Origin of the sequence: uncultured Imperialibacter sp., from assembly GCF_963974565.1 — a bacterium.
GTDB classification, from domain to species: domain Bacteria; phylum Bacteroidota; class Bacteroidia; order Cytophagales; family Cyclobacteriaceae; genus Imperialibacter; species Imperialibacter roseus.
In genome coordinates this window covers 1-19913 of sequence record NZ_CAXBCJ010000011.1, presented here as the reverse complement: position 1 = coordinate 19913, position 19913 = coordinate 1, and the positions used below count along the sequence as shown (strand labels likewise).

General features: G+C 46.2%; 20 protein-coding genes. 6 read left to right on the top strand and 14 right to left on the bottom strand.

The window, feature by feature from the left end; translation table 11 throughout:
* Positions 1–53 precede the first annotated feature (53 nt).
* Genes AAC052_RS16280 through AAC052_RS16270 form a run of 3 tightly spaced genes read left to right on the top strand, consistent with a single transcriptional unit; the run spans position 54 to position 1312 of the window.
* Positions 54–344: a nucleotidyltransferase family protein gene (locus AAC052_RS16280; RefSeq protein WP_317491870.1), complete on the top strand. Its 291-nt coding sequence runs from the start codon at positions 54–56 to the stop codon at positions 342–344.
* Positions 337–693: a DUF86 domain-containing protein gene (locus AAC052_RS16275; RefSeq protein WP_339814612.1), complete on the top strand. Its 357-nt coding sequence runs from the start codon at positions 337–339 to the stop codon at positions 691–693. Before AAC052_RS16280 ends, AAC052_RS16275 begins: the two co-directional genes overlap by 8 nt.
* A 16-nt stretch (positions 694–709) precedes the next feature.
* Positions 710–1312, top strand: coding sequence for an N-(5'-phosphoribosyl)anthranilate isomerase (locus AAC052_RS16270; RefSeq protein WP_339814611.1), 603 nt, complete (start codon positions 710–712; stop codon positions 1310–1312).
* A 17-nt stretch (positions 1313–1329) separates the two neighbouring features.
* Here the strand turns inward: AAC052_RS16270 and trmB are convergent, their stop codons facing one another.
* The 9 genes from trmB to holA all read right to left on the bottom strand — a co-directional run bounded on the left by trmB (position 1330) and on the right by holA (position 12052).
* Positions 1330–1986, bottom strand: coding sequence for a tRNA (guanosine(46)-N7)-methyltransferase TrmB (gene trmB, locus AAC052_RS16265; RefSeq protein WP_339814609.1), 657 nt, complete (start codon positions 1984–1986; stop codon positions 1330–1332).
* 2 nt (positions 1987–1988) lie between these two features.
* Positions 1989–3281: a folylpolyglutamate synthase/dihydrofolate synthase family protein gene (locus tag AAC052_RS16260; RefSeq protein ID WP_339814608.1), complete on the bottom strand. Its 1293-nt coding sequence runs from the start codon at positions 3279–3281 to the stop codon at positions 1989–1991.
* 7 nt (positions 3282–3288) lie between these two features.
* The gene (locus AAC052_RS16255) at positions 3289–4233 is read right to left on the bottom strand and encodes a hypothetical protein (protein WP_339814606.1); all 945 of its coding nucleotides are present in this window, start codon (positions 4231–4233) and stop codon (positions 3289–3291) included.
* 3 nt (positions 4234–4236) lie between these two features.
* Positions 4237–4626: a biopolymer transporter ExbD gene (locus tag AAC052_RS16250; RefSeq protein ID WP_317491876.1), complete on the bottom strand. Its 390-nt coding sequence runs from the start codon at positions 4624–4626 to the stop codon at positions 4237–4239.
* Between the two features lie 10 nt (positions 4627–4636).
* Entirely contained in the window at positions 4637–5302 is a 666-nt protein-coding gene (locus tag AAC052_RS16245; RefSeq protein ID WP_317491877.1) for a MotA/TolQ/ExbB proton channel family protein, read from the bottom strand.
* 8 nt (positions 5303–5310) lie between these two features.
* Positions 5311–6120 carry an SPOR domain-containing protein gene (locus tag AAC052_RS16240; protein ID WP_339814604.1) on the bottom strand — a complete coding sequence of 270 codons (810 nt, stop codon included), beginning with the start codon at positions 6118–6120 and terminating at the stop codon, positions 5311–5313.
* A 147-nt stretch (positions 6121–6267) separates the two neighbouring features.
* Complete coding sequence (locus AAC052_RS16235) at positions 6268–7911, bottom strand: hypothetical protein (RefSeq protein WP_317491879.1); 1644 nt, start codon at positions 7909–7911, stop codon at positions 6268–6270.
* Between the two features lie 11 nt (positions 7912–7922).
* Complete coding sequence (locus tag AAC052_RS16230) at positions 7923–11000, bottom strand: tetratricopeptide repeat protein (protein WP_339814602.1); 3078 nt, start codon at positions 10998–11000, stop codon at positions 7923–7925.
* A gap of 29 nt (positions 11001–11029) precedes the next feature.
* On the bottom strand, positions 11030–12052 hold the full coding sequence (gene holA, locus AAC052_RS16225) for a DNA polymerase III subunit delta (protein ID WP_317491881.1): 1023 nt from the start codon (positions 12050–12052) through the stop codon (positions 11030–11032).
* A 993-nt stretch (positions 12053–13045) separates the two neighbouring features.
* Here holA and AAC052_RS16220 point away from each other — a divergent pair.
* Complete coding sequence (locus AAC052_RS16220) at positions 13046–13441, top strand: TerB family tellurite resistance protein (RefSeq protein WP_317491882.1); 396 nt, start codon at positions 13046–13048, stop codon at positions 13439–13441.
* 46 nt (positions 13442–13487) lie between these two features.
* On the opposite strand, the gene AAC052_RS16215 is transcribed toward AAC052_RS16220, so the two are convergent.
* A complete protein-coding gene (locus tag AAC052_RS16215) occupies positions 13488–13940 on the bottom strand; it encodes a MaoC family dehydratase (protein WP_339814600.1) in 453 nt (150 codons plus the stop codon).
* Positions 13937–15277 carry an amino acid permease gene (locus tag AAC052_RS16210; RefSeq protein WP_317491884.1) on the bottom strand — a complete coding sequence of 447 codons (1341 nt, stop codon included), beginning with the start codon at positions 15275–15277 and terminating at the stop codon, positions 13937–13939. Before AAC052_RS16210 ends, AAC052_RS16215 begins: the two co-directional genes overlap by 4 nt.
* 131 nt (positions 15278–15408) lie before the next feature.
* On the opposite strand from AAC052_RS16210, the gene AAC052_RS16205 reads away from it, so the two are divergent.
* Both AAC052_RS16205 and AAC052_RS16200 read left to right on the top strand, forming a co-directional pair.
* On the top strand, positions 15409–16176 hold the full coding sequence (locus AAC052_RS16205) for a glucose 1-dehydrogenase (protein WP_339814597.1): 768 nt from the start codon (positions 15409–15411) through the stop codon (positions 16174–16176).
* Between the two features lie 142 nt (positions 16177–16318).
* Positions 16319–17029 (top strand): YebC/PmpR family DNA-binding transcriptional regulator, encoded by a 711-nt coding sequence (locus tag AAC052_RS16200; protein ID WP_317491886.1) that lies wholly within the window; start codon positions 16319–16321, stop codon positions 17027–17029.
* Positions 17030–17110: 81 nt separating this feature from the next.
* Here the strand turns inward: AAC052_RS16200 and AAC052_RS16195 are convergent, their stop codons facing one another.
* The 3 genes from AAC052_RS16195 to AAC052_RS16185 form a co-directional block, all read right to left on the bottom strand.
* Positions 17111–18259, bottom strand: a complete 1149-nt coding sequence (locus tag AAC052_RS16195; RefSeq protein WP_317491887.1) for a DUF2911 domain-containing protein — start codon at positions 18257–18259, stop codon at positions 17111–17113.
* A 269-nt stretch (positions 18260–18528) separates the two neighbouring features.
* Positions 18529–19065 (bottom strand): 1-acyl-sn-glycerol-3-phosphate acyltransferase, encoded by a 537-nt coding sequence (locus AAC052_RS16190; protein WP_339814590.1) that lies wholly within the window; start codon positions 19063–19065, stop codon positions 18529–18531.
* 23 nt (positions 19066–19088) lie between these two features.
* A complete protein-coding gene (locus AAC052_RS16185) occupies positions 19089–19865 on the bottom strand; it encodes a patatin-like phospholipase family protein (protein ID WP_339814588.1) in 777 nt (258 codons plus the stop codon).
* Between the last annotated feature and the right edge of the window lie 48 nt (positions 19866–19913).

Genomic DNA, 19913 nt, shown 5'->3' with positions numbered 1-19913 from the left:
TGGTAGTGAATTGCTAATTTTGGGATAGCAGAGAATCAATACTATCCGGCGCCATGAAATCGCTCGAAGACATCAAACTTACTCTTGGGAAAAATAGGCAATACTTGTTCAACAAGTACCCCATACAATCGATGGCGGTCTTTGGTTCTTATTCAAGAAATGAACAGGTAGCTGACAGTGACCTTGATATATTAATCGAATTCAACGATAAGATTGGCATAAGATTTATTGACCTGGCCAATGAAATCGAGGAATTGGTCGGCTTTACAGTTGATGTGGTGTCGAGAAACGGCATAAAAGAAAAGTACTTCGAAAAAATCAAACCCGATTTGATCTATGTCTAGCCGTGATCTTCTCTTTCTTCTGGAAGATATTCTGGAATCGGCTTTAAAAATCAAAAAGTATACCGGGGGCTTGTCATATGAAGCCTTCATTAATGATGACAAAACGATCGACGCTGTGATTCGTAATTTTGAGATCATTGGCGAGGCGTCGAGTCGAATTGACAAAGACTTTAAGATAAGCAACCCATATATCGAATGGGATAGGTTAAGAGGCTTCCGCAATCGTATTGTTCACGAATACTTTGGGGTAGACTATGAAATTGTTTGGTCGATCATTGAGCAACATCTACAGGTGCTAATCGATAGCATAGAGGGTCTTATTAACGAAACCAGAAACGACACGAAGTAAAAAAGGAAGCAACTTAATGGCATTAAAAGCAATAGTAAAAGTGGGAAGTGTTACCAACTTGAGTGATGCAAGGTATTGTGCTGGCATGGGTGTGGATATGCTCGGCTTTGATATCAACCCGGCAAGCCCAGAATACATCAATCCGCTAAAGTTTCAGGAAATAACCGGCTGGGTGGCTGGCGTAAAGCTGGTGGGTGAAGCACATGGGCTTTCGGAAGAAGACATCAGGGCACAACTGGTTCAATATGAGCTTGATTGTCTGGAAATAAGTGATTTATCCCTATTGGAATCACTGAAGCACACAGACTTAACTTTTATCATAAAAGCCACCACAGAAGCAAGCCTTAATACGGCCATGACTGTGGCTAAAAACACGCCGGCAGTGGCGTATATTTTTGCTGAGCTTAATGATCAATTAACCGTTAGGCAAGCGGTTAGTGCAAATTCAGAGGTGCCTTTGCTGGTGGGTTACGACGTCAATCCAGATCAGACAGAAGGTCTTTTGGCTACCAAGGAAGTGAATGGATTTGCGCTAAAAGGAAGCCAGGAAGTTAAGCCGGGCTTCAAAGACTATGATGAGCTGGCCGATATGCTGGAAGCCCTCGAAACAGACGATTGAAAAGCCCCGGCAGGGGCTCAGGCAAACCGAAACTTCATGTACTTGATGGTCTCGCCTTTCTCCGTAAAAATCAGCTCATACTTGGTTTTGATGCCGTAGTGCTCTTCCCAAAGATCAGACTGGTAAAGGTCAAAGGTATACTCCATATCTTTGATGGCATATTTCTCTCTCAACAAGTCCAGGGTGTATTGAAAGAGTGGTGTGCTGTCGGTTTTAAAATACACCCAACCATCTTTCTTCAACATGGCTTTGTACATATCCAGAAACCTGGGCGACGTAAGCCTTCGCTTTTCGTCTCTGTCTTTCGGTCTAGGGTCGGGAAAAGTAATCCAAATGGCCGACACCTCCCCTGCTTCAAAAAAATTGTCAATCATTTGAATTTGCGTGCGCAAAAACCCCACATTGGTGAGTCCAAGCGCTTGTGCCCGCTGGCTTCCCTTCCAAATCCTGTCTCCCTTTATATCGACACCGATAAAGTTTTTTTCACTGAACCGCTCCGCCAATCCTACAGAATATTCTCCTCTGCCACAGCCAAGCTCTACCACAAGCGGTAAGTCGTCATCGAAAAACCCTGTGTTCCACTTTCCCTTTATCGTCTCAAAAAGTGGCTTCCCTTCTTCCAGCACATTCCTGCTTTCACGGTTCTGCTTGTACCTGTCCGTTTTGTTTCTCACTACTACAACTGATCTATTTCTGCTACGACAAAAGTACTCCCCCCCACAAAAACGACATCGTTTGCTCCCGCTTTTTTGCTTGCCAGGCCAATTCCTTCATTCACATCGCTCACCACTTCCCCAACATACCCCTCCGCTTTTGCTTCCTCATAAAGCCGTTCAGCGGGCAGTGCTCTGGGAATGCTGGCAGCAGTGAAATAGTAGTAGGCATCCTTAGGCAAAACACTCCATAGCTTCGACCTGTCCTTATCGCTTACCACCCCGAAAACGATGTGCAGTTGTCCATGGATGTTCTCGCTGAGTTGTTCGAACAACTCCCTCATACCCTCTTCATTGTGGCCTACATCGCATATCATCAGCGGCTGCTGTTGCAGCACCTGCCAGCGACCTTTCAGGCCCGTCAGCCTCTTCACATTGCTGAGTCCTTTTGCTACGGCTTCATCGGAAATGTCAAATCCTCTCGTGCGCAGCACATCAACGACACTGAGAATCCCGGGGAGGTTTTTGAGGTAATACCGGCCTGTTAGGTCAAGGTTCAATGTCATCGGATCAGAACCGCCAGTTTTAGCTACCGAAACCACTCTTGAAAACAAGCTATACTCCTTATTTTCAACCTTATATCCGTTCCTGGCAATGACGATCGGGCTGTTTTCCTTTTTTGCCTTCTCAATAAACACTGCATCCAATGACCCGTAATAACCTCCGGCCACCACAGGCGTATTTTTCTTAATAATTCCAGCCTTTTCTCCCGCTATTTCCTCCAAAGTGTCGCCCAGCAGGTCCATGTGATCGTAGCTAATAGAGGTAATCAGCGACACCAGTGGGTTGATCACATTCGTTGAGTCGAGTCTCCCACCGAGGCCCACTTCTACCACAGCTATATCGACCTGTTCTGACGCAAAATGATCGAACGCCATGGCCACCGTGGTTTCAAAAAAGCTTGGCTTTACCTGCTCCAATACCGGCTTCATTCTTTCTACAAAAGCCACCACTTTATCCTCGGGCATCTCTTCTCCATTGACCCTGATGCGTTCGGTGAAGCTCTTTAGGTGAGGTGAGGTATACAAGCCAGTTTTGTATCCAGCAGCCTGCAAAATGGCTGCAATAGAATGAGCACTCGTGCCCTTTCCGTTTGTGCCGGCAATGTGAACTGATTTGAATTTGTTGTGGGGATTGTCGAGCGCATTACACAGCGCCAAAGTATTGGTGAGATCCTTTTTGATGGCCACTTTCCCCACCCGCTGAAACATCGGAAGACTACCGTAGAGGTAGTCCAGCGTTGCCTGGTACGTCATTGGCTAATTAGCGAGATTTAATGATAAAAGTGATTCTGCCTGTCGATCTCGGCGGAGCAGGACTGTTCGGTGGGTTCCTTTTGAAGTAGAGGCCTTCCACCTCTCTCTGATAAACTGCTGCCACGGCAGCACTCACACCTCGCTCCAAAACTTTGACTCCAATTACTTCACCAGCGTCGTCAACAGTGATTTCAAAGACTATTCGCCCGCTCTCGTTGGAAGTATCATTTGGTTTAGGAATCTCCTCCCACGCCCAGCCTGCCATATCGAGAGCAGCGCCACCTCCACCACCCGGCGTTCCATACAGGGCACGGGCATCGACAGTTCCTTCCTTGCTTCCTTTATCACCTGTAGCAGCTGTGTTATCGCCTTGGCTGTTGGCGGCCACTACTTTATCGGAAGCTACCCCCCCTGATGGTTTCTCAGCAGGCTTTTCTGTGGGTTCTTTCTTGGTTTCTACCGGAGTTGGTTTTGTTTCTGCCACTACGGGCTTGGTTTCCTTTTTCACCTCCTTCGGCTTCTCTTCTTCTTTCTTAGGCGTGGTCACCGGCGTTTTGACCGGCTCCTCTTTGCGCACATCAGGGCTGGCTACATTTTGCGTAGCTACCGGCTCCTCTGGTGCATTGGTTGATTCCTCCACTACTTCTGGCTCAGCCGTATCCTCTACCGGCTCCGTCTCTTCTGTCTGTGTCTCTTCAGGAACGTCTTCATTGACCTCTTCGGCATCTGATGTGCTTTCGCTTTGCTCTACGGTAGATTCTGGCTGAACAGCGCCAGACCCCTGACTATCCAGGCCAAAGTTTAATTCTATGCCATACTCAGGAATGGGTGGATTGGGTTCTTTCCAGGCCAAAAGAAAAGCGAAAATCAACAAAAGTAGTGCATGGACGCCCAGAGAGACCGCCGTGCCTATTCTTTCATTTTTCTTTTCTTCTTTGCTCTGAAACTCCATTACTTAATTCGGTTTTGTCGCTATCGATACTTTGGCCTCCAAAGCGGTCGCTATGCCTGCCACATAAACCAGGTGCTCCGTAGGAACAGATTTGTCAACATGCAGCACTACCACTCCCTCTTTGCCAGCCAGTTCATTCCTTAAAACCATTTCCAGGTTGTTTCGGTTCACCAGCTTGTCGTTTACATAGTAACGCAAATCGCTGCTAATGGTGACACTCACTTTTTGCAGCACAATGGTGGAGCTTTTGCTCGAAGGCAAATTGACCGGCAAGCCAGAAGGCGTAACAAACGTGGCTGTGAGCATAAAGAATATCAGCAAAAGGAAGACGATGTCGGTCATCGAACTCATGCTGAATGATGCATCAATCTTATTTTTTGGACGTAGATCCATGCTTCAGTGGTTATTTAGGCTCCTGTAGCAGGTCGATGAACTCGATAGCACTGTATTCCATTCTATGAATGACCTTCTGCATTCTGGTCACCAGGTAGTTATAACCTAGATAAGCTATAATACCTACCGTGAGGCCGGCCGCCGTAGTCACCATGGCTTCGTAGATGCCCGATGAAAGCAACTTTGGACTAACAGAACCTTCTTCCTGCGCAATGGCGATGAAAGCCTGTATCATACCCGTTACCGTACCAAGGAAACCAATCATTGGAGCAGCCCCTGATATTGTCGCTAAAACACCCAGGTTTTTTTCCAGCTTGTAAATCTCTATTTTGCCCACGTTCTCGATAGACACCTCAATGTTTTTCAACGGACTTCCAAGGCGGGAAAGGCCCTTCTCTATCATTCTGGCAACAGGCGTGCCAGTTTGGGCGCAAATCATTTTGGCACCATTTACATCGCCAGCCAATACTTTGGCCCTGATGTCGTCTGTAAAGTGGTCAGGGGTTTCGCCTGCCTTCCTCAACGTAAGAAACCGCTCCACGAAAATGATAACGGCTACAACGGACAATAATAAAATGGGGATCATCCAGAATCCCCCTTTTAACATCAAATCTATAAGAGTGACCGACTGATCTTCAACAGCAATATCAGCGGTGTCAATTTGCAGTAACATCATATGTTATATCAATACCTTAAAGCCCAAACTTCACCTCCATAGGTTGACTTAGCTTTTTCGGCTTCATCCACTGCTTCCTGATAAGTGTCGAAATCGGAAATACTTACCCTGTAAAACCTTGATTTCCCGAACGGCTTAATAACGGTTGAGTTCAACCCCTCTTTTGCCAGCTTCTTACCATAGTCATCGGCCAAGTCTCCATCGAAAAAGCTACCTACTATTACATAAGAACGACCAGTTCTCTCAGTTAGTGTAACTACTTCGCCGGTTGTGTTAACTGGCTTCTTCACTACGGGCTCTTCTTTAACAGGTTCTGGCTTTGGTTCAACAGGCTTCGGCTCGGCTTTCTCCACTTTTGGTGTTGCTTTGGCAACTACTTTCTTGTCGTCATCTTTATGATGCCAGTACAAAAACGCAAAACCAATAAGAACAAAGGCCACCGCCCCTATGATAATGATTCTGGTGAAGCTCTTTGCCGAGTCGCCACTGTCATTTGCTTCCTGATACGCCTGTTGTTTGAACGATGGTGGTGGAGTTCCCCCAAATACATTGGAAATCTCCTCGTGGCTTGGCTCCTCAACGTCAAAAATTGAACTTACCTGGCTATCATCTTCCTGAAAAGAAGGAGTTTCTGGCTCATCAAAAACCGGGCTGGGTTCTTCAGTTGGAGTTTCGCTGGAAGATTCGTCCTCAGCTTCGTCTTCATCGTCATCCAGTGCTTCATATTCAAGTTCCGGAAGGCCGAAGTCCTCATCATCCTGAGGTGCGTTTGAACCACTCTGTTCTTCCTTGTCTTTGTTTGCTTTGCTTTTAGCCATTTATTAAGAGGTTGAGAGTACTTTAGATTCGTTATAAGCTCAGCTCAGTTGAAGTAACAATTCCGTAAAATAGAAATTTCTTATGTTTTAATGAAAAAATTCCTAGCCGCAAATAAAGAAACTTTTTTGGAATAATTTAAGAACACCTTAGAATGAATAAGAAAAACCTGCTTTGAAAGTAAGCCCCCTTACCGGATAATTTGAAAGTAATTGGTATTGCTGGTTGGCTAAATTGTGAAACTGAAGAAATATGGTTGCTCTTTCAGATAGCAAATAATCAAGATCAATGTAAATATCAGTCGCTGCTTTCAATTCTTTGGATTGTCCTAAATTCCAGTCATAGGCTTTTATCCCTCCAAGGTAGGCCAAGCCAGCCTTTGTTCTCATTTTGTTAAAGGCAAGAAAGCTTCCGTTAAATGCTATTCTGTAACCCGGCATATGCCATGCTTCCTCAAATGTGCCGGACTGGTAATTGTAATAATTGACTTGCAGGCCCAAATTGAGCGAGCTTCCTATGTAAAAGTCGCTGGCCAGGTACAAATCCAATACTTTGAAATTGGCTGTATCGTAGGCCAGAATAAACTTCGACGGGTCGTCGGGCGAATTGAGAAAGACGCCAAATTGCTTGAAGACCTTCTGTGAAAGGCCTGCCTTGTAGCTCATGAAGGCCAGGTTTCCCTGTGCTCCCAGCCCGAGGTTCAATATGTTGTTGGAGTTGTGAATGTCGACCCCAGTGGCTAAATAAGGGTTACGGTCAGTCATGCTTTGCCATGTGTTCAACTGGCTGTTTCCTGACAATTCGCCAAAAATGCCAAAGAGTTTGCCGAATTGGTATTTACCTTTCAAAACGGGGTATAGCTGCGACGCAGGCACCAGTGAGTCGGACTGATACAAATACCGAATGCCAGCAGATACCTGGTAGTTGTCACCAGTGTACACCACAGATGGCTCAAGTCCAATTCTTTGCCTGCTGGTGCTCAGAGAATCTTTGTAACTTATCAAGTCAGCAAAAACGCCCACATGCCCGGTTAGCGCACTTTGCAGTTCCATGGAAAGATCCGCATTCACTTTTACCCAGTTTTCCGAGATGTCCAGATTATCACTTTGTCCATTGTAGGCAAGGCCCCCGGAAATACTGATATCAGACTCCGACGATGAGTTGTCGATATTTACCGACACTCCATACTTATTGAAGTTCCTCTTCAGGCTGTCCTCCCCTTCCGTAACCGAAACTGATGGATCGTACCCATAAAAATTAAAGCGTGAAAGCTTGTAGTAGGCATCTCCTGAGGCTGTAAACCCATCGCCAAAGTAGCTCGCCTCTCCTTTCAGAAGCGTCTCCCCTGATGCGCTGTTTTTTCCGTCAACAGGGCCTTTGCCAAATGAGAGGTGTTTTGCCTGAAAACCGGCCAGGTACTGCTTATTTCTCTTGTTGTAGAGATAAAGCTCGCCCAGCGGAGAGTTGTAGTTGCCATAACCAAGCTTCACCAGGTTACCATAATACTTTTCCAGAGGCTCAGACTGAAGCTTCAACGCCTTGATGTCGACGGTAGTAGGCGGAACCGTTACGTCGAGGGCTGGAAAAACGTATTCCTGCTTGATACCGCCCGTTTCAATGGCTGCAGGAGGTATCTTTTCAAAACTTCTTGGCTGAAAAGGCAATACTATCTCCCTGTCCTTTTCTATCACTACTTCTGCTTCCTGTATTTCCCCGGCTTCTTCCCACTGCTCCTGTGACCAAGCGGGCAGGCTCATCAAAAGACAAATGCAGAACAGTAAGCTTTTATACATTTTCGGCATAATTAGTTTCTCTTTTGACTTGTGCTATCCTTCTTAATCGGCGACTGATCGGTATCTTTTTGCGTTACCGCTTCGGTCTCTCTTTTGTCTACTTCCTTCAGTTTGGCCCTTGCCGCCTCTTTCAGTTCAGGTATCGGACTATTAGTAATCACGGACTCCAATGTTGCTTTGGCCTGAAACAGCTCATTCAGCGCCAGGTAGTTGTCGGCTATCAATAGAAATGATTTACCAAGCCAGTTCTCGTAAACTGCATACGACTTGTTCAGCCCGAATAACGTTTCCAGCGAACGCTTGTACTCCTTCTGTCTGTACTGGATCAGTCCGACGTAATACTGTGACTCAGCCGCATTTATGTCTTTAGCGGCATTTACCACGGCCAAAAACTCATCCAGCGCAGCGCCATACTGATTGCGCTCGAAAGCGATTTTTCCCATATAAGTGCCAGCTTTGTTCTGTGCATTGAATGCCACCTTGTCGTCACCCAGGATTCTCTCCGCATACACCTGAGATGAGTCGAGGGAATTGGCCGCAAAGTGAGACTCCATCAAACCTTCCCTGGCAGTGTACAAATCCCGCTTGCTATCAGATGACACCCGAAGCTTGTGCCAGTATTTGATAGCTACGGGATAGTTTTTGTTGCTGTACTCCAAGGCACCAATCCGCTGGTACACCTTGGCCGGTGACACTGTCTGCATGTCCCCGATCAGTTGATAATATGCCTCCAATGCCGGCGCTGTTTGATTGAGCCTGTAATAGCTCTCTCCCACGTAGTAAAGTGCCTCTGCAGCATTGATACTTTGGGGGTACGACACCCTATAGGCCCTTAAAGCATTGACCGCTTCAGTGTACTTTTGTTCAAAGTAGAGGTTTCTGGCCCTTTCGTATTCAACACTTTCCAATGCTTTGTCATCGGGGTTGGCTTTCTTATAAAGGGCGATGTATTGATCAACTTCATTTGATTTGCCCATCAGTGCCAATACCTCCTGTAGCCCTAGTAAAGCACTATTGGCCAAAGTATGCTGCGGGTATTCTTCCAGCACTTTCTTATAGTCGTTAGCTGAGGCAGGGTACTCCTTCAGGTTGTAGCTGCTTGATGCCCGGCGCACCAACGCATAGGGAATAAACCCACTGTTAGGATATTTGCTAATCACACTGGTGAAGCCCGCTTTGGCCCTGGCGTAATCACCTGCTTCAAAGTCGAGCTGCGCCGACTGGAAAGTGGCGTCGTCGGCATAGCGGGAATTAGGAAAAGCCTTTGTCACCTGATCAAGCTCTCTCTTTGCATCTTCTTTCCTATTCTGAAAACCAAGAATCACCCCCCGCTGATAAAGCAAGTAATCCCTTTCCTTAAATCCATTGGAGCCTGCCTGCTGGTAGAAGGTCAGGGCCTCATCGTATTTCTTCTGAGCATAAAGGCAGTCTGCCAGCCTCACCTCTGCATCACGGTTGTTGTCGGGCCTGCGGTTGTTAACATAAGCCTTGAAATAGTTGGCAGCTTCAGGGTATCTATTCAGGTTAAAAAGGGCATAGCCAATGCCATAGTTGGCTTTGTGGACGGTTAAGGAATTGCTCCTCCGCCCCTTTTGCAGTGCCATGGTGTAGCTGCCAATGGCGTCTTCATATTTTTTCCCTGTCGAGAAGGCCTCTCCTTTCCAGAACCATGCATCAATTTCCAATTCCGGGTCTAAGGGGTAGCGCAGCGAGTTGTCGAACATCTGCACCGACTCATAGAATTTGCCGCTATTGAACAACTGAGTGGCATTTAGAAAGGCTGCCTTTTGATAGGCCTTTTTAATCCGTTGGCTTCCCAGGCCTACTTTTTCGAAATAGGCCAGTGCCCTGTCGTAGTTGCTGGAGTTCACGTAGGCCTCGGCTATCATGTCCTGCGCATCGCCCTTGTCAGACGACTGAGGATACTCCCTCATGTATTTTTCCAGTACCGGAATGGCCTGCTCGTAGTTGCCCAGGTCCATGTGCACCTGTGCCAGCTTAAACATGGCTCGTTCCTTTACATTCTCGTCGTATTCAGAGTCGGCAGCTTGTTGGTAGGCACTTACTGCAAACGACTTATTGCCCTCCATGATGTAAAGATCACCCAGATAATAAGACGCAGCCTGCCCTATTTCGTCTTTCTCAAGGGCTACGTATTTAAAGTTCTCTATTGCCTTGGCGGGCTGTTTTGCCTTCATATAGCTGTAGGATATCCGAAAAAGCACCGGCGCTACAGGCTTCTTGCGCATCGGCTTCATGTACTGCTCGTAATAAGGCAACGCTTTTGCATAATCTTTCTGCTCATAGTAAGCTTCGGCAGCATATAAAGCAATCTGATCGACATTCTTCGCTTCCTTCGTGCCCGTCAGGTAAGGCTTGGTATAACTAATCAGTTCTTTAAAATCATTCTTTCGGTACAGTGTGGCAGCCACCAGCTCAGGAACAATCGTTTCATAGCCGTCGCTTTCTCCCGCCAGTCTAAGGTCTGTCAGGGCATCGTCGTATTGCTTGAGCTGGAAGTAGATATAGCCTGCGTAGTAATAGGCTGGCGCTTTATATTCTCCATCCGACTTCTTCACCAGATTAAAATGTGGCAAGGCTTCTTCGAACTTCTTCAGTGTGAAAAGCGAAAAACCCCAATGGAAGTAAAATTCAGGTCTTTCGGCGGTGGGGAGGCGCTCAGGTTTGGCTTTGGCATAAAACTCTGCTGCCTTGCCGTAGTTTTCCTGTCGGTAATAGAAGTTACCAACCTCGTAGTAACCGGTAAGCGCCCTTGGGTGGTTCGGATATTCTGTCAGAAACCTCTCAAAAAGACCCTCTGCATCGGCGTGCTGTAGTGAAAGTCCGCAAAAGGCCTGAAAATAGAGCGCATCGGCCACATTCGAACCACTCGGGTCTGCCTTTAAATAGGCCTCGAACGACTTTCGGGCAGCGGCATACTTGTTCTGATTGAACAAGCTCACCCCTTGTTGGTAAAAATTCCCTTCACGGGAGTCGCTGATGGATGTTTGGGCCAGCAGGAGCTCGAAGCCACCTGCTAACGTCGTTACCATCAATATTAGAATACCTGTCCTTATCTGTTTGATCACTTGAAAGTAGGTTTAACCCCTTGAACGATTTAATGCATCAACTTGTATACCAATTCTTTCATTAAATCCTCTTCACTTATAGAATTGCTGGTAACGCCCTTTACCTGAAGGTCAGCATTTTTCAGCAAATGGATATTGCGAATAACCATCATAGCGCTGTAATTCCTGGCCGCCACCTTGTATTCTTTCACAAAGAACGGAGAAACTCCTATTTTTCGTGCAAGTTCGTCGTCCGACGCCTGGTTATTTTTGTGCAGTAGCAGCAGCTTGGTGAAATAAGTAAACAGAATCACCAAAAGGGGGATAACAGGGTGACTCTTTGTGTTGGCCCCAAAATACTGTACTATTTGAAAGGCTTTTTTATGGTCTTTCATGCCAATGGCCTTCTGGAGCTCAAATTCGTTAAAATCTTTGCTGATCCCGACAAACCGCTGGATATGATGCTCGTCCACCACCGTATCGCCAGGCAGGTTTACCTTCACTTTCTTCAGCTCGTTATGTATCCTTTCCAGGTTGTTACCAATGTGCTCGGAAAGCATATACACGGCCTTTTCGCTCAGTTTTAGCTGAAGGTCGGCAGCAAACACCTTGATCCAGTCGGGCACCTTGTTGTCGTAAATCCTTTTCTCAGCCAGCACCACGCAGGCTTTCTCCAATTCCTTGGCCAGCTTTTTCCGGGCATCAATTGTTTTGTATTTGTAACAGAACACCAGCACGGTGCTTATGTTGGGCTTTTCCAGATAAGCAGTAAGGGCTTTTTCGCCTTCCTCTCTATTCAAATCGGCAATATCCTGGGCTTCTTTCACAAGCACCACCCGTCGCTCCGCCATCATCGGAAACTGCCTGGCGTGGTTCAAAATATCTATGATCTTATTTTCCTTGCCGTAGAGAACTGTTTGGTTAAAACCCTTGAGCCCCTCATCGAGCGCATGCTGTTCAATATAGTCGGCTATAGAATCAATAAAGAAGGGTTCTTCTCCCTGGAGCCAATAGATGGGAGCATAGGTATTAGATTTTACGTCTTTGAGAATTTCGTGATAGCCTTTAGGCATGAAAAAGCGGATTGATTTATTCGGCTGCTAAGATAGTTACTTCGAACAAAAGTGAAGACTGCCCTTTCAGGATTATCTCCATTTCGCCCATAAAAGGTAAGATTTGGTTCGATCTTCCATTTTATCTCTAAAAATGTATGAGAGACACAAAAAATTACATTCATAGAAAAAGGCATTTAATGGTACTCAACAGCCAATACTTGCTCTATTTCAACGCCAGCGCCTTTCTATTTGGCAAGAATCACGTAAAACCTTACACCGATAATACTTCACTTTAAATGAGCAAATACGCTGGTTTGAGGCAACCTACCTTTGAAATATCAAAAAACAAAAAACTTTACAGCTATGAGAATTCAACACAGATTTGCCGACTTCAATCACCTGGGATTAATGATCGTTGAAATGTTCAGAGGGAAAAGAAAGAAGAATCACTCTATCTAATGAGCTTTCGGCGGCTGCCACGTGCGCTTCATCTAAGCAAAGCTCGGGTTGGTCGCTTTTTACCCACCAACATTTTAATAGATCATACTTTTGTCAAAAAAATAGAAATCATGAGAGTAAAATCAGCAATCAGAGACTTAAATCATTTGGGAATGATGATCGTAGAAATCTTCAGAGGAAAAAAGAAGATGGCCTCCAAATAATAATTCTCTAAAAGTACAGACAGAAATATTTTGTACTTTTAGAGGAAAACTTTCTCGAAAACTCGCCTACGGGACATCGTGCAGATACAGATCATAACAAAAGTAACCGAAACCGACAAGTTGCTTCATGCTGTAGTGTATGATAACCTGGAGTTTTTTGAGTTAAAGCTCGAAACTAAAGATATTTAAGGGTGAAGAGCATTTGGCTATATAAATAGTCATATGGTTTGTTGCAAAATTTATAATTTGAAAAAAAGTAACAATAAATTTTGCAGACAAAGATTACAATTTGCGATTATTACACAGTAAATTGTTCATCTGAACAAGTTCACTCTAAAACGACAGACTAATGAATGTTAGAAAACACCTGAGTGCCCTGATAGGACTCGCACTTGTTGACCATGACTTTTCAGATAATGAGAAGCATTTAATACTGTCTATTGGGAAGGCACACAAAATAAGTGAGAGGGAGATAGAGGAGTTGATTCTGCGTCCGGAAAAGGTAGATATGGACTCGTTAAATGACGACCAGAAATTTGAGCTACTTTATGATTTGGTGTTGTTGATGAAAGTTGACAGAGAGGTATATTACAGTGAGATTAACTATTGCCAGGAAATAGCTACAAGGCTTGGTTTTGACAAAGCAGTAATCGCTGAGCTCTCTTCGAAAATATATTCTGATCCAGCCATAACCTCTGACAAAGCGCATTTAAGACAGAAAGTTCTTGCGTTTAAGAAAGTATAACGGAATGAAAGACGTTAAATATGAGGCTCACCTGGTGAGCCTTTTTTTATGCCTTCAGCAGGGTAATAGTTTCCGCAACAAGAGCATCTTTCGTGCTCCCCGCCAACTCCAGGTTATTTTTGGTGAACAGCTTGATGCCCGAAGCGGCCACCTCAATTTTCAACAGTTTTGTTTTCAACCGTACCCTTGAGTTTACAGGCACGGGAGCAAGAAATCTCACCTTCTCGCTGCCATAGTTAATTGTCATACTACCAAGCTTAAACTCGACAAGTTGCGACTTCAGCTTGGGAAGAAGAGATAGCAGGAAGAAGCCATGAACGATGGTGCTGCCAAAGGCTGAAGCAGCGGCCCTGGCAGTGTCCACATGGATCCACTGGTGGTCGCCCGTAGCAGTTGCAAAAGCATTGATCATGTCCTGATCTATTTTCAGCCAGTCAGACGTTCCTATCTCCTGCCCCACCAAGGCCTCCATCTGCCCTATGCTGGTAATCTCGATCATTGGTCTTTCTTTGAATTGACTTTTCTTAACAGCAGAAAAATGGGAAATCCGGCTAACAAAAACAAGGTACTCACCAGGGCCGCCATCGGGTTTTCCAAAAGAGCATTAAAAGAAACGATGAGGAGAAAAAGTATGAACACTGCCGGAATGACCGGATAGAGTGGCACCTTGAATCCATTGTACGACTCGTCTTTCATCTTTTTCCGGAGCACAAAAATGGCAGCCGCCGCCGTTGCCAATATCAACGTATCATTGAACATCACCAGGTTGATGATCTGATCGAACTTGCCCTGGGTAATGATGAAGAACAGCACCAGACCGGTAAATATCGACAGAGCAAACTCCTGCACCTGTGTTTTTGGGTTAACTTTCATAAACAGCCGGGGAACGGCATCGTCCTGGGCCATGGCGTGGTAGGCCCTGGGTAGCTGCATCAGGGTGGCATTGATAAAGCCCAGCACAGAAATAAAGATGGTGACAGACACTATCCTTCTTCCCACTTCGCCAAACACCACCTCAGCCATGTCGGCTGCAATGAGGTTGGCAGACTTAACCCCTTCAAAGCCGAGTACCGCCACGTAACCCACGTTGATGGACAAATAGAGAAAGAATATAATGGCCACCCCCCCTATCACCGCCCTCGGAAAATTCTTTCTGGGATTGATCACGTCGCCACCCATATTCATGATCGACTGATAGCCACCACAGGTATAAAAGACGGATATCAGAGCGATGCCAATGCCTGCGAAATTGAATGCGGAAGGCTCTGCTTTAACAGCAACCGGTGCCACTTCCGGTGCAAGAAGCCCCAAAAGGCTAAAAAGCAAGATCATCACAATCTTGATCACCGTAATTGCATTCAATACCCTGGCTCCCATCTTAAGCCCAGCAAAATTGATAAGAAACAGTAGCAAGATGATCATTCCGGCAAGCCACTGAAGGCCTGTTTCGCCCTGAAAGAAGTCCAGAGGAATAAAAGGTTGGATATATTCCGAGCCAAGTATCGCCACTGCAGCCATACCAGCACCCTGCACCAGAATAATTCCTATCCAGTTGAGCATAAAGGCCAGCGCAGGGTGGAAACTTTCTGACACGATCTTATAGTAGCCTCCAGCCATGGGCTTCCGGCAACCAATTTCAGCATACGTCAAGCCCCCGAACAGCGCTATTACACCGCCTATTACCCAGGCGAGAAAGAAAGCAGACTCGGAGCCTGCCGCATTGGCTACCAGAGAGGGCGTGCGGAAAATACCTATACCTATCACCAGGCTAACCACTATCATGGTGGTGTCGAACAAACCGAGTTTCGGCTCTATGTCGTTGATCTTGTCTTTCATTGTTGCCGAAAATAGGTATTTCGCAGCAACAAATTGTACACTGCCCAATCAAAGGCATGATTCGACTTTAAATGGAGCAAATTCATGCTATGGCTGTATTATTTAGCTATCTTCCCCTAAAAAGATGTCTAATGACTATTCAGGAAAAATTCAGGCTCGATGGAAAAGTAGCTGTGATTACCGGGGCCAGCAAAGGTATTGGTGAAGCCATGGCCCTGGCTCTCGGGCAAGCAGGAGCGAAAGTAGTTGTGAGCGGTCGCAAACAGGACGCAGTAAAAGAGGTCGCCGAAAAACTAAAGGCAGAGGGCATTGAAGCCATAGGCGTAGCTGCCAATGCCGGCGACAAAGGTGATTTGGAAAACCTGCTGAAGGCGACGGAAAAAGCATTTGGAGGCGTCGACATTATCATCAACAACGCAGCCACCAATCCGGTGTTTGGCCCTGTAGTGCAAACAGATGAAGCCGCCTTTGACAAAATCATGCAGGTGAATGTAAAGGGCCCCTTTATGCTAAGCAAGCTGGCTTTTCCCATCATGAAACAACGTGGAGGCGGCTCTATTATCAACATCAGTAGTATTGAAGGCCTCAGCCCTGAGCCATTCATGGGCATGTATGCGGTAAGCAAGGCCGCACTTATTTCGCTCACAAAGGTGTTTGCACGGGAATGGGGCGCAGCTGGCATCAGGGCCAACGTCATCTGTCCGGGGCTGATCCAAACCAAGTTCAGCCAGGGTCTTTGGGCCAACGAGGCCATTCTCAACAAAATGATCAAAGAGCTCCCTATTTCGAGAATTGGTCAGTCAGATGAAATGGCAGGACTGGCGCTGTATCTGGCCTCCGAAGCTTCCAGCTATACCACTGGTGGTGTGTTTGTGGCCGACGGAGGGTATACAATCTAAATCTGGGAATCGCTGCAAATTAAGAAACGGACAAGTAGTATTAAACAGGCTTGATTCGGAGAAGAATATTGAAATAGAAAATGCAAAAATTTGGAAAAACACTAGTTTTGCGGTTCGCATCTGATTTTTGAAATAGACATATATGGGAAGAGCATTTGAATTCAGGAAAGCCAGAAAATTCAAAAGGTGGGGCCAAATGGCTAAAACATTCACCAGAATAGGCAAAGACATCGTTATTGCCGTGAAGGCGAGCGGCCCCGATCCCAGCACAAACTCCAGGCTTCGTGCCCTGATCCAAAATGCCAAGGCCGCCAACATGCCCAAAGACAACATCGACAGGGCGATTAAAAGGGCGATTTCCAAAGAGGAAAAAGATTACAAAGAGGTGGTTTACGAGGGCTATGGCCCCTATGGCGTGGCGATAGTGGTAGAAACTGCCACTGACAACCCCACCAGAACCGTGGCCAACGTAAGACATGCCTTTACCAAATACGGCGGCTCGCTTGGTACCAGTGGCTGCCTTGATTTCCTTTTTGACAGAAAAAGCGTTTTCAAAATTGTGACCCCTGAAAACGTTGACCTGGAAGAGCTGGAACTGGAAATGATAGATCTGGGCGTGGAAGAAGTGGAAGCCGAAGAGGAAAACGTGGTGCTGTATGGCACTTTCGAATCATATGGCGCTATTCAGCACTACCTGGAAGAAAAGGGATATGAAATAGTGAACTCCGAGTTTGAACGCATTCCGGTCGACACCAAAGAGCTGACTGAAGAGCAAGAAGCCGAAGTTCAAAAGATTTTTGAAAAGTTCGATGAAGACGACGATGTGCAGAACTATTTTCATAATATGAAATAGTCGCTACTGATGTAAAACAAGAAAGGCCCGGGTTCGGGCCTTTCTTGTTTTAGTGGGCTAAAGACTTTAAAATAGCCTCCTTTAGTTAATATCCTCTCCTTTTTCCAGCTTGGCTATGCCCGCAGTAAGCGCATCTTTGTTGGGCTGATCAGGGGCGTTGGCTAATGCTAGCTTAGCGTATTTAAGCGCCGATTTGTAGTTACCCACAGCGGAGTATCCACGGGCCAGCCCGAAGTTCACCGGCCATGTTTTTGGGTTCTTTTTAGCATTGAACTGGAACACCTCCAGGGCCTTTTGCTTTTCTCCCTGAGAGATCAGCTGACGACCGTAGGCATGTACCTGGAAAACGCTTGCCGTTGGATGGTTAATGGCTTTGTCCATTACATTCGCAGCCTCCTCCTTTTTACCCAACGCCGTTAGCACACCTGCCTTGGCAGAAAGGGTGGTGAAGTTCTCTTCGCCAATAAAAGAGTTGGTTGAAGCCGCTTCCGCCCAGGTAAGGGCCTCCTGCAGATTGATGTTTTTCGATAAGCAAAACTGCACCGCAGCTACCCTATTTTGCCAGTTGAAGCCCGGAGCATTCTCCATCTCTTCCCTGATTTTTGCCAGGTATAAGTCGTTCATGTTTGGCACCGATATTTTGAAAGGCACCATCAACTCATCCCAATACAGTGCTGCCACGGTAAACTCGGGCTGCCTGTCGATGAACTCATAGCTTAACCACTCATGGTAAGGAGCCCCTTTTGGCTGCACTTCCACCCTCAGGGCGTCGTCTTTGGCATCGTAGAAATAGCTTCCCCAGGCTGTTGAGTTGTTGGAAAGGATAAGTGTCCATGGCTTGTCTTTCTCGATAATCATATGAAGCCCGTAGGTGCCTGCCTTTATCGCTTTGCCCTCTACTTCCATGTCGTGAGAAAAGGTAATCGTTGTATTCTGGTTGGCGCCAGCTCTCCAGGGAGAAGCTGTGCTGGTACCAAAGCCAAGGTTGTTGAGTCCGTAGGGCTCAAGCTGGCCCCATATTTTACCTTTTCTGTCGGCACCATTAGGAGCAGTAACGTCAGGGCTATTGTAGTTGATGGTCACAGAGGCAATAGAGCCTATGTACTGGGTAACAATTGATTTTTGGTTGTCGCCACTAGGCGGCAAGGTGATTCCCTGCGCAAAAAGACCAGTGACACATAAAAATGCCAGGGCCGTCAACAGGCCCAACTTTCTTGTAGAGTTGTTCATAGATGTTTGTTTGTTATTAAAAAAAGCTCTTGACGGTCGGTCAAAAAAAACCTACCTCTAAAGGAGGTGGATAAAAATCAATAACGTTAGCTACGGTTGTGGGGTTGGTACTATTCCACTATTAATGTCAATAAGTTGAAATAGAATAATGGTCTAACAGCCCGAATGAGTTTGGCCCCTATATTGACAGAAAAAGAATTGCTTAGCGATATGCAGAAGGCTGATGTTGCTTAAACGTTTTGACAGGGGAAAAATCCAAACGCACTGTGTTACCTTAAATCCTGCCCGGGCCGCTTGCCTGTAATGCCCCTGTAGTAAGCCATGATTCGTTCCATGTCCGTTTCCATTTCTCCAGGCATAAAAGGCTCAAGCATTTCCACTCTTTTTCGCTTAAAATCAAAGCTCACCAAAATGATCGGGATATTGGCAGCTTTGGCAATCCTCCAAAACCCTGTTTTAAGTCTCTCAACTTTCTTCCTGGTTCCTTCTGGTGCCAGCGCAATCGAGAATGCATCCTTTGAGTTAAACAGGTCAACCACCGACTCCACAAGGCCGGCGGCATTGGTTCTGTCGACAGGATAACCACCCAGCCAGCGAAGGATTACGCTCAGGGGAAACCAGAAAAGCTCTTTTTTACCTAAATATTTTGTGTCCAGCCGAAAAATAGAGCGGGCAGCTACACCCACAAAAAAGTCCCAGAAGCTGGTATGAGGGGCCACTATAATGATGAATTTTTTATCCGTGGGCTTTGTACCCACAGCCTCCCAGCCCAAAAGCCAAAACATAAATCTAAAAACCGCTCTCATCAGGTCAGATGTTGTTTATATCCTCAAGATACGTCCTGTTTCAATTTCGACAACACGGATTTGTTGGAAAGAAGGTCGGAGGCATAGTCGTAACCCACCTGAAAAATTTGTTTGGCTTTTCTAAAGTCGAACACATGAAAGTTTTTTAGCTCGGTTGGCTCAATAAACAAATCGCATTTGGGCTTTCTTGCCGCAACATTCTCGTTGATGGCAAGCAGCAAGCTACGTTCCATCAGGCGCCGCATATTGCGCCCCTGGTATTGATCAGAAATAGGGTTACAATGAACGCCCACAATTCTGTCGACATTGCCCAGCAATGGTTCCACCGGCAGGTTGTTTACCACGCCCCCATCCATGTATAGCTCATTGTCAATAGCCATGGGCTCGTACACCACCGGAATGCAACACGACGCCAGCACGGGGCGCATGAGCTCTCCCGCTGAAAACACCCGTATTTTACCTGTCCTCACGTTAGTAGCAGACACGTAAAAAGGTGTTTCCAGGTCAGTAAAAACTGCTTCTCCAAAATAGGGTTTTATGATCGATTCTACGCTGCCTATTTTGAACAGCCCCCTTATGTTGATGGCAGGCCTGAGGAATTTGTACACGCTTGTTCTGGTGAAGATTTCCAGGGCCTCGTCGGGAGAATAGCCTTTGGCCAGGAACAAGCCAGCCACGGCACCTGCCGATGTGCCCGAAATCACGTCAAAGTGAATGCCTTTTTCCAACATCGCTTTCACTACCCCAAGATGGGCAATACCCCTTGCGCCGCCCCCCGATAAAGCCAAACCTGTTTTCATGTGTATATAATTTTGTTTCGATCAAGTAGTAAAGTATCCATAACAAGG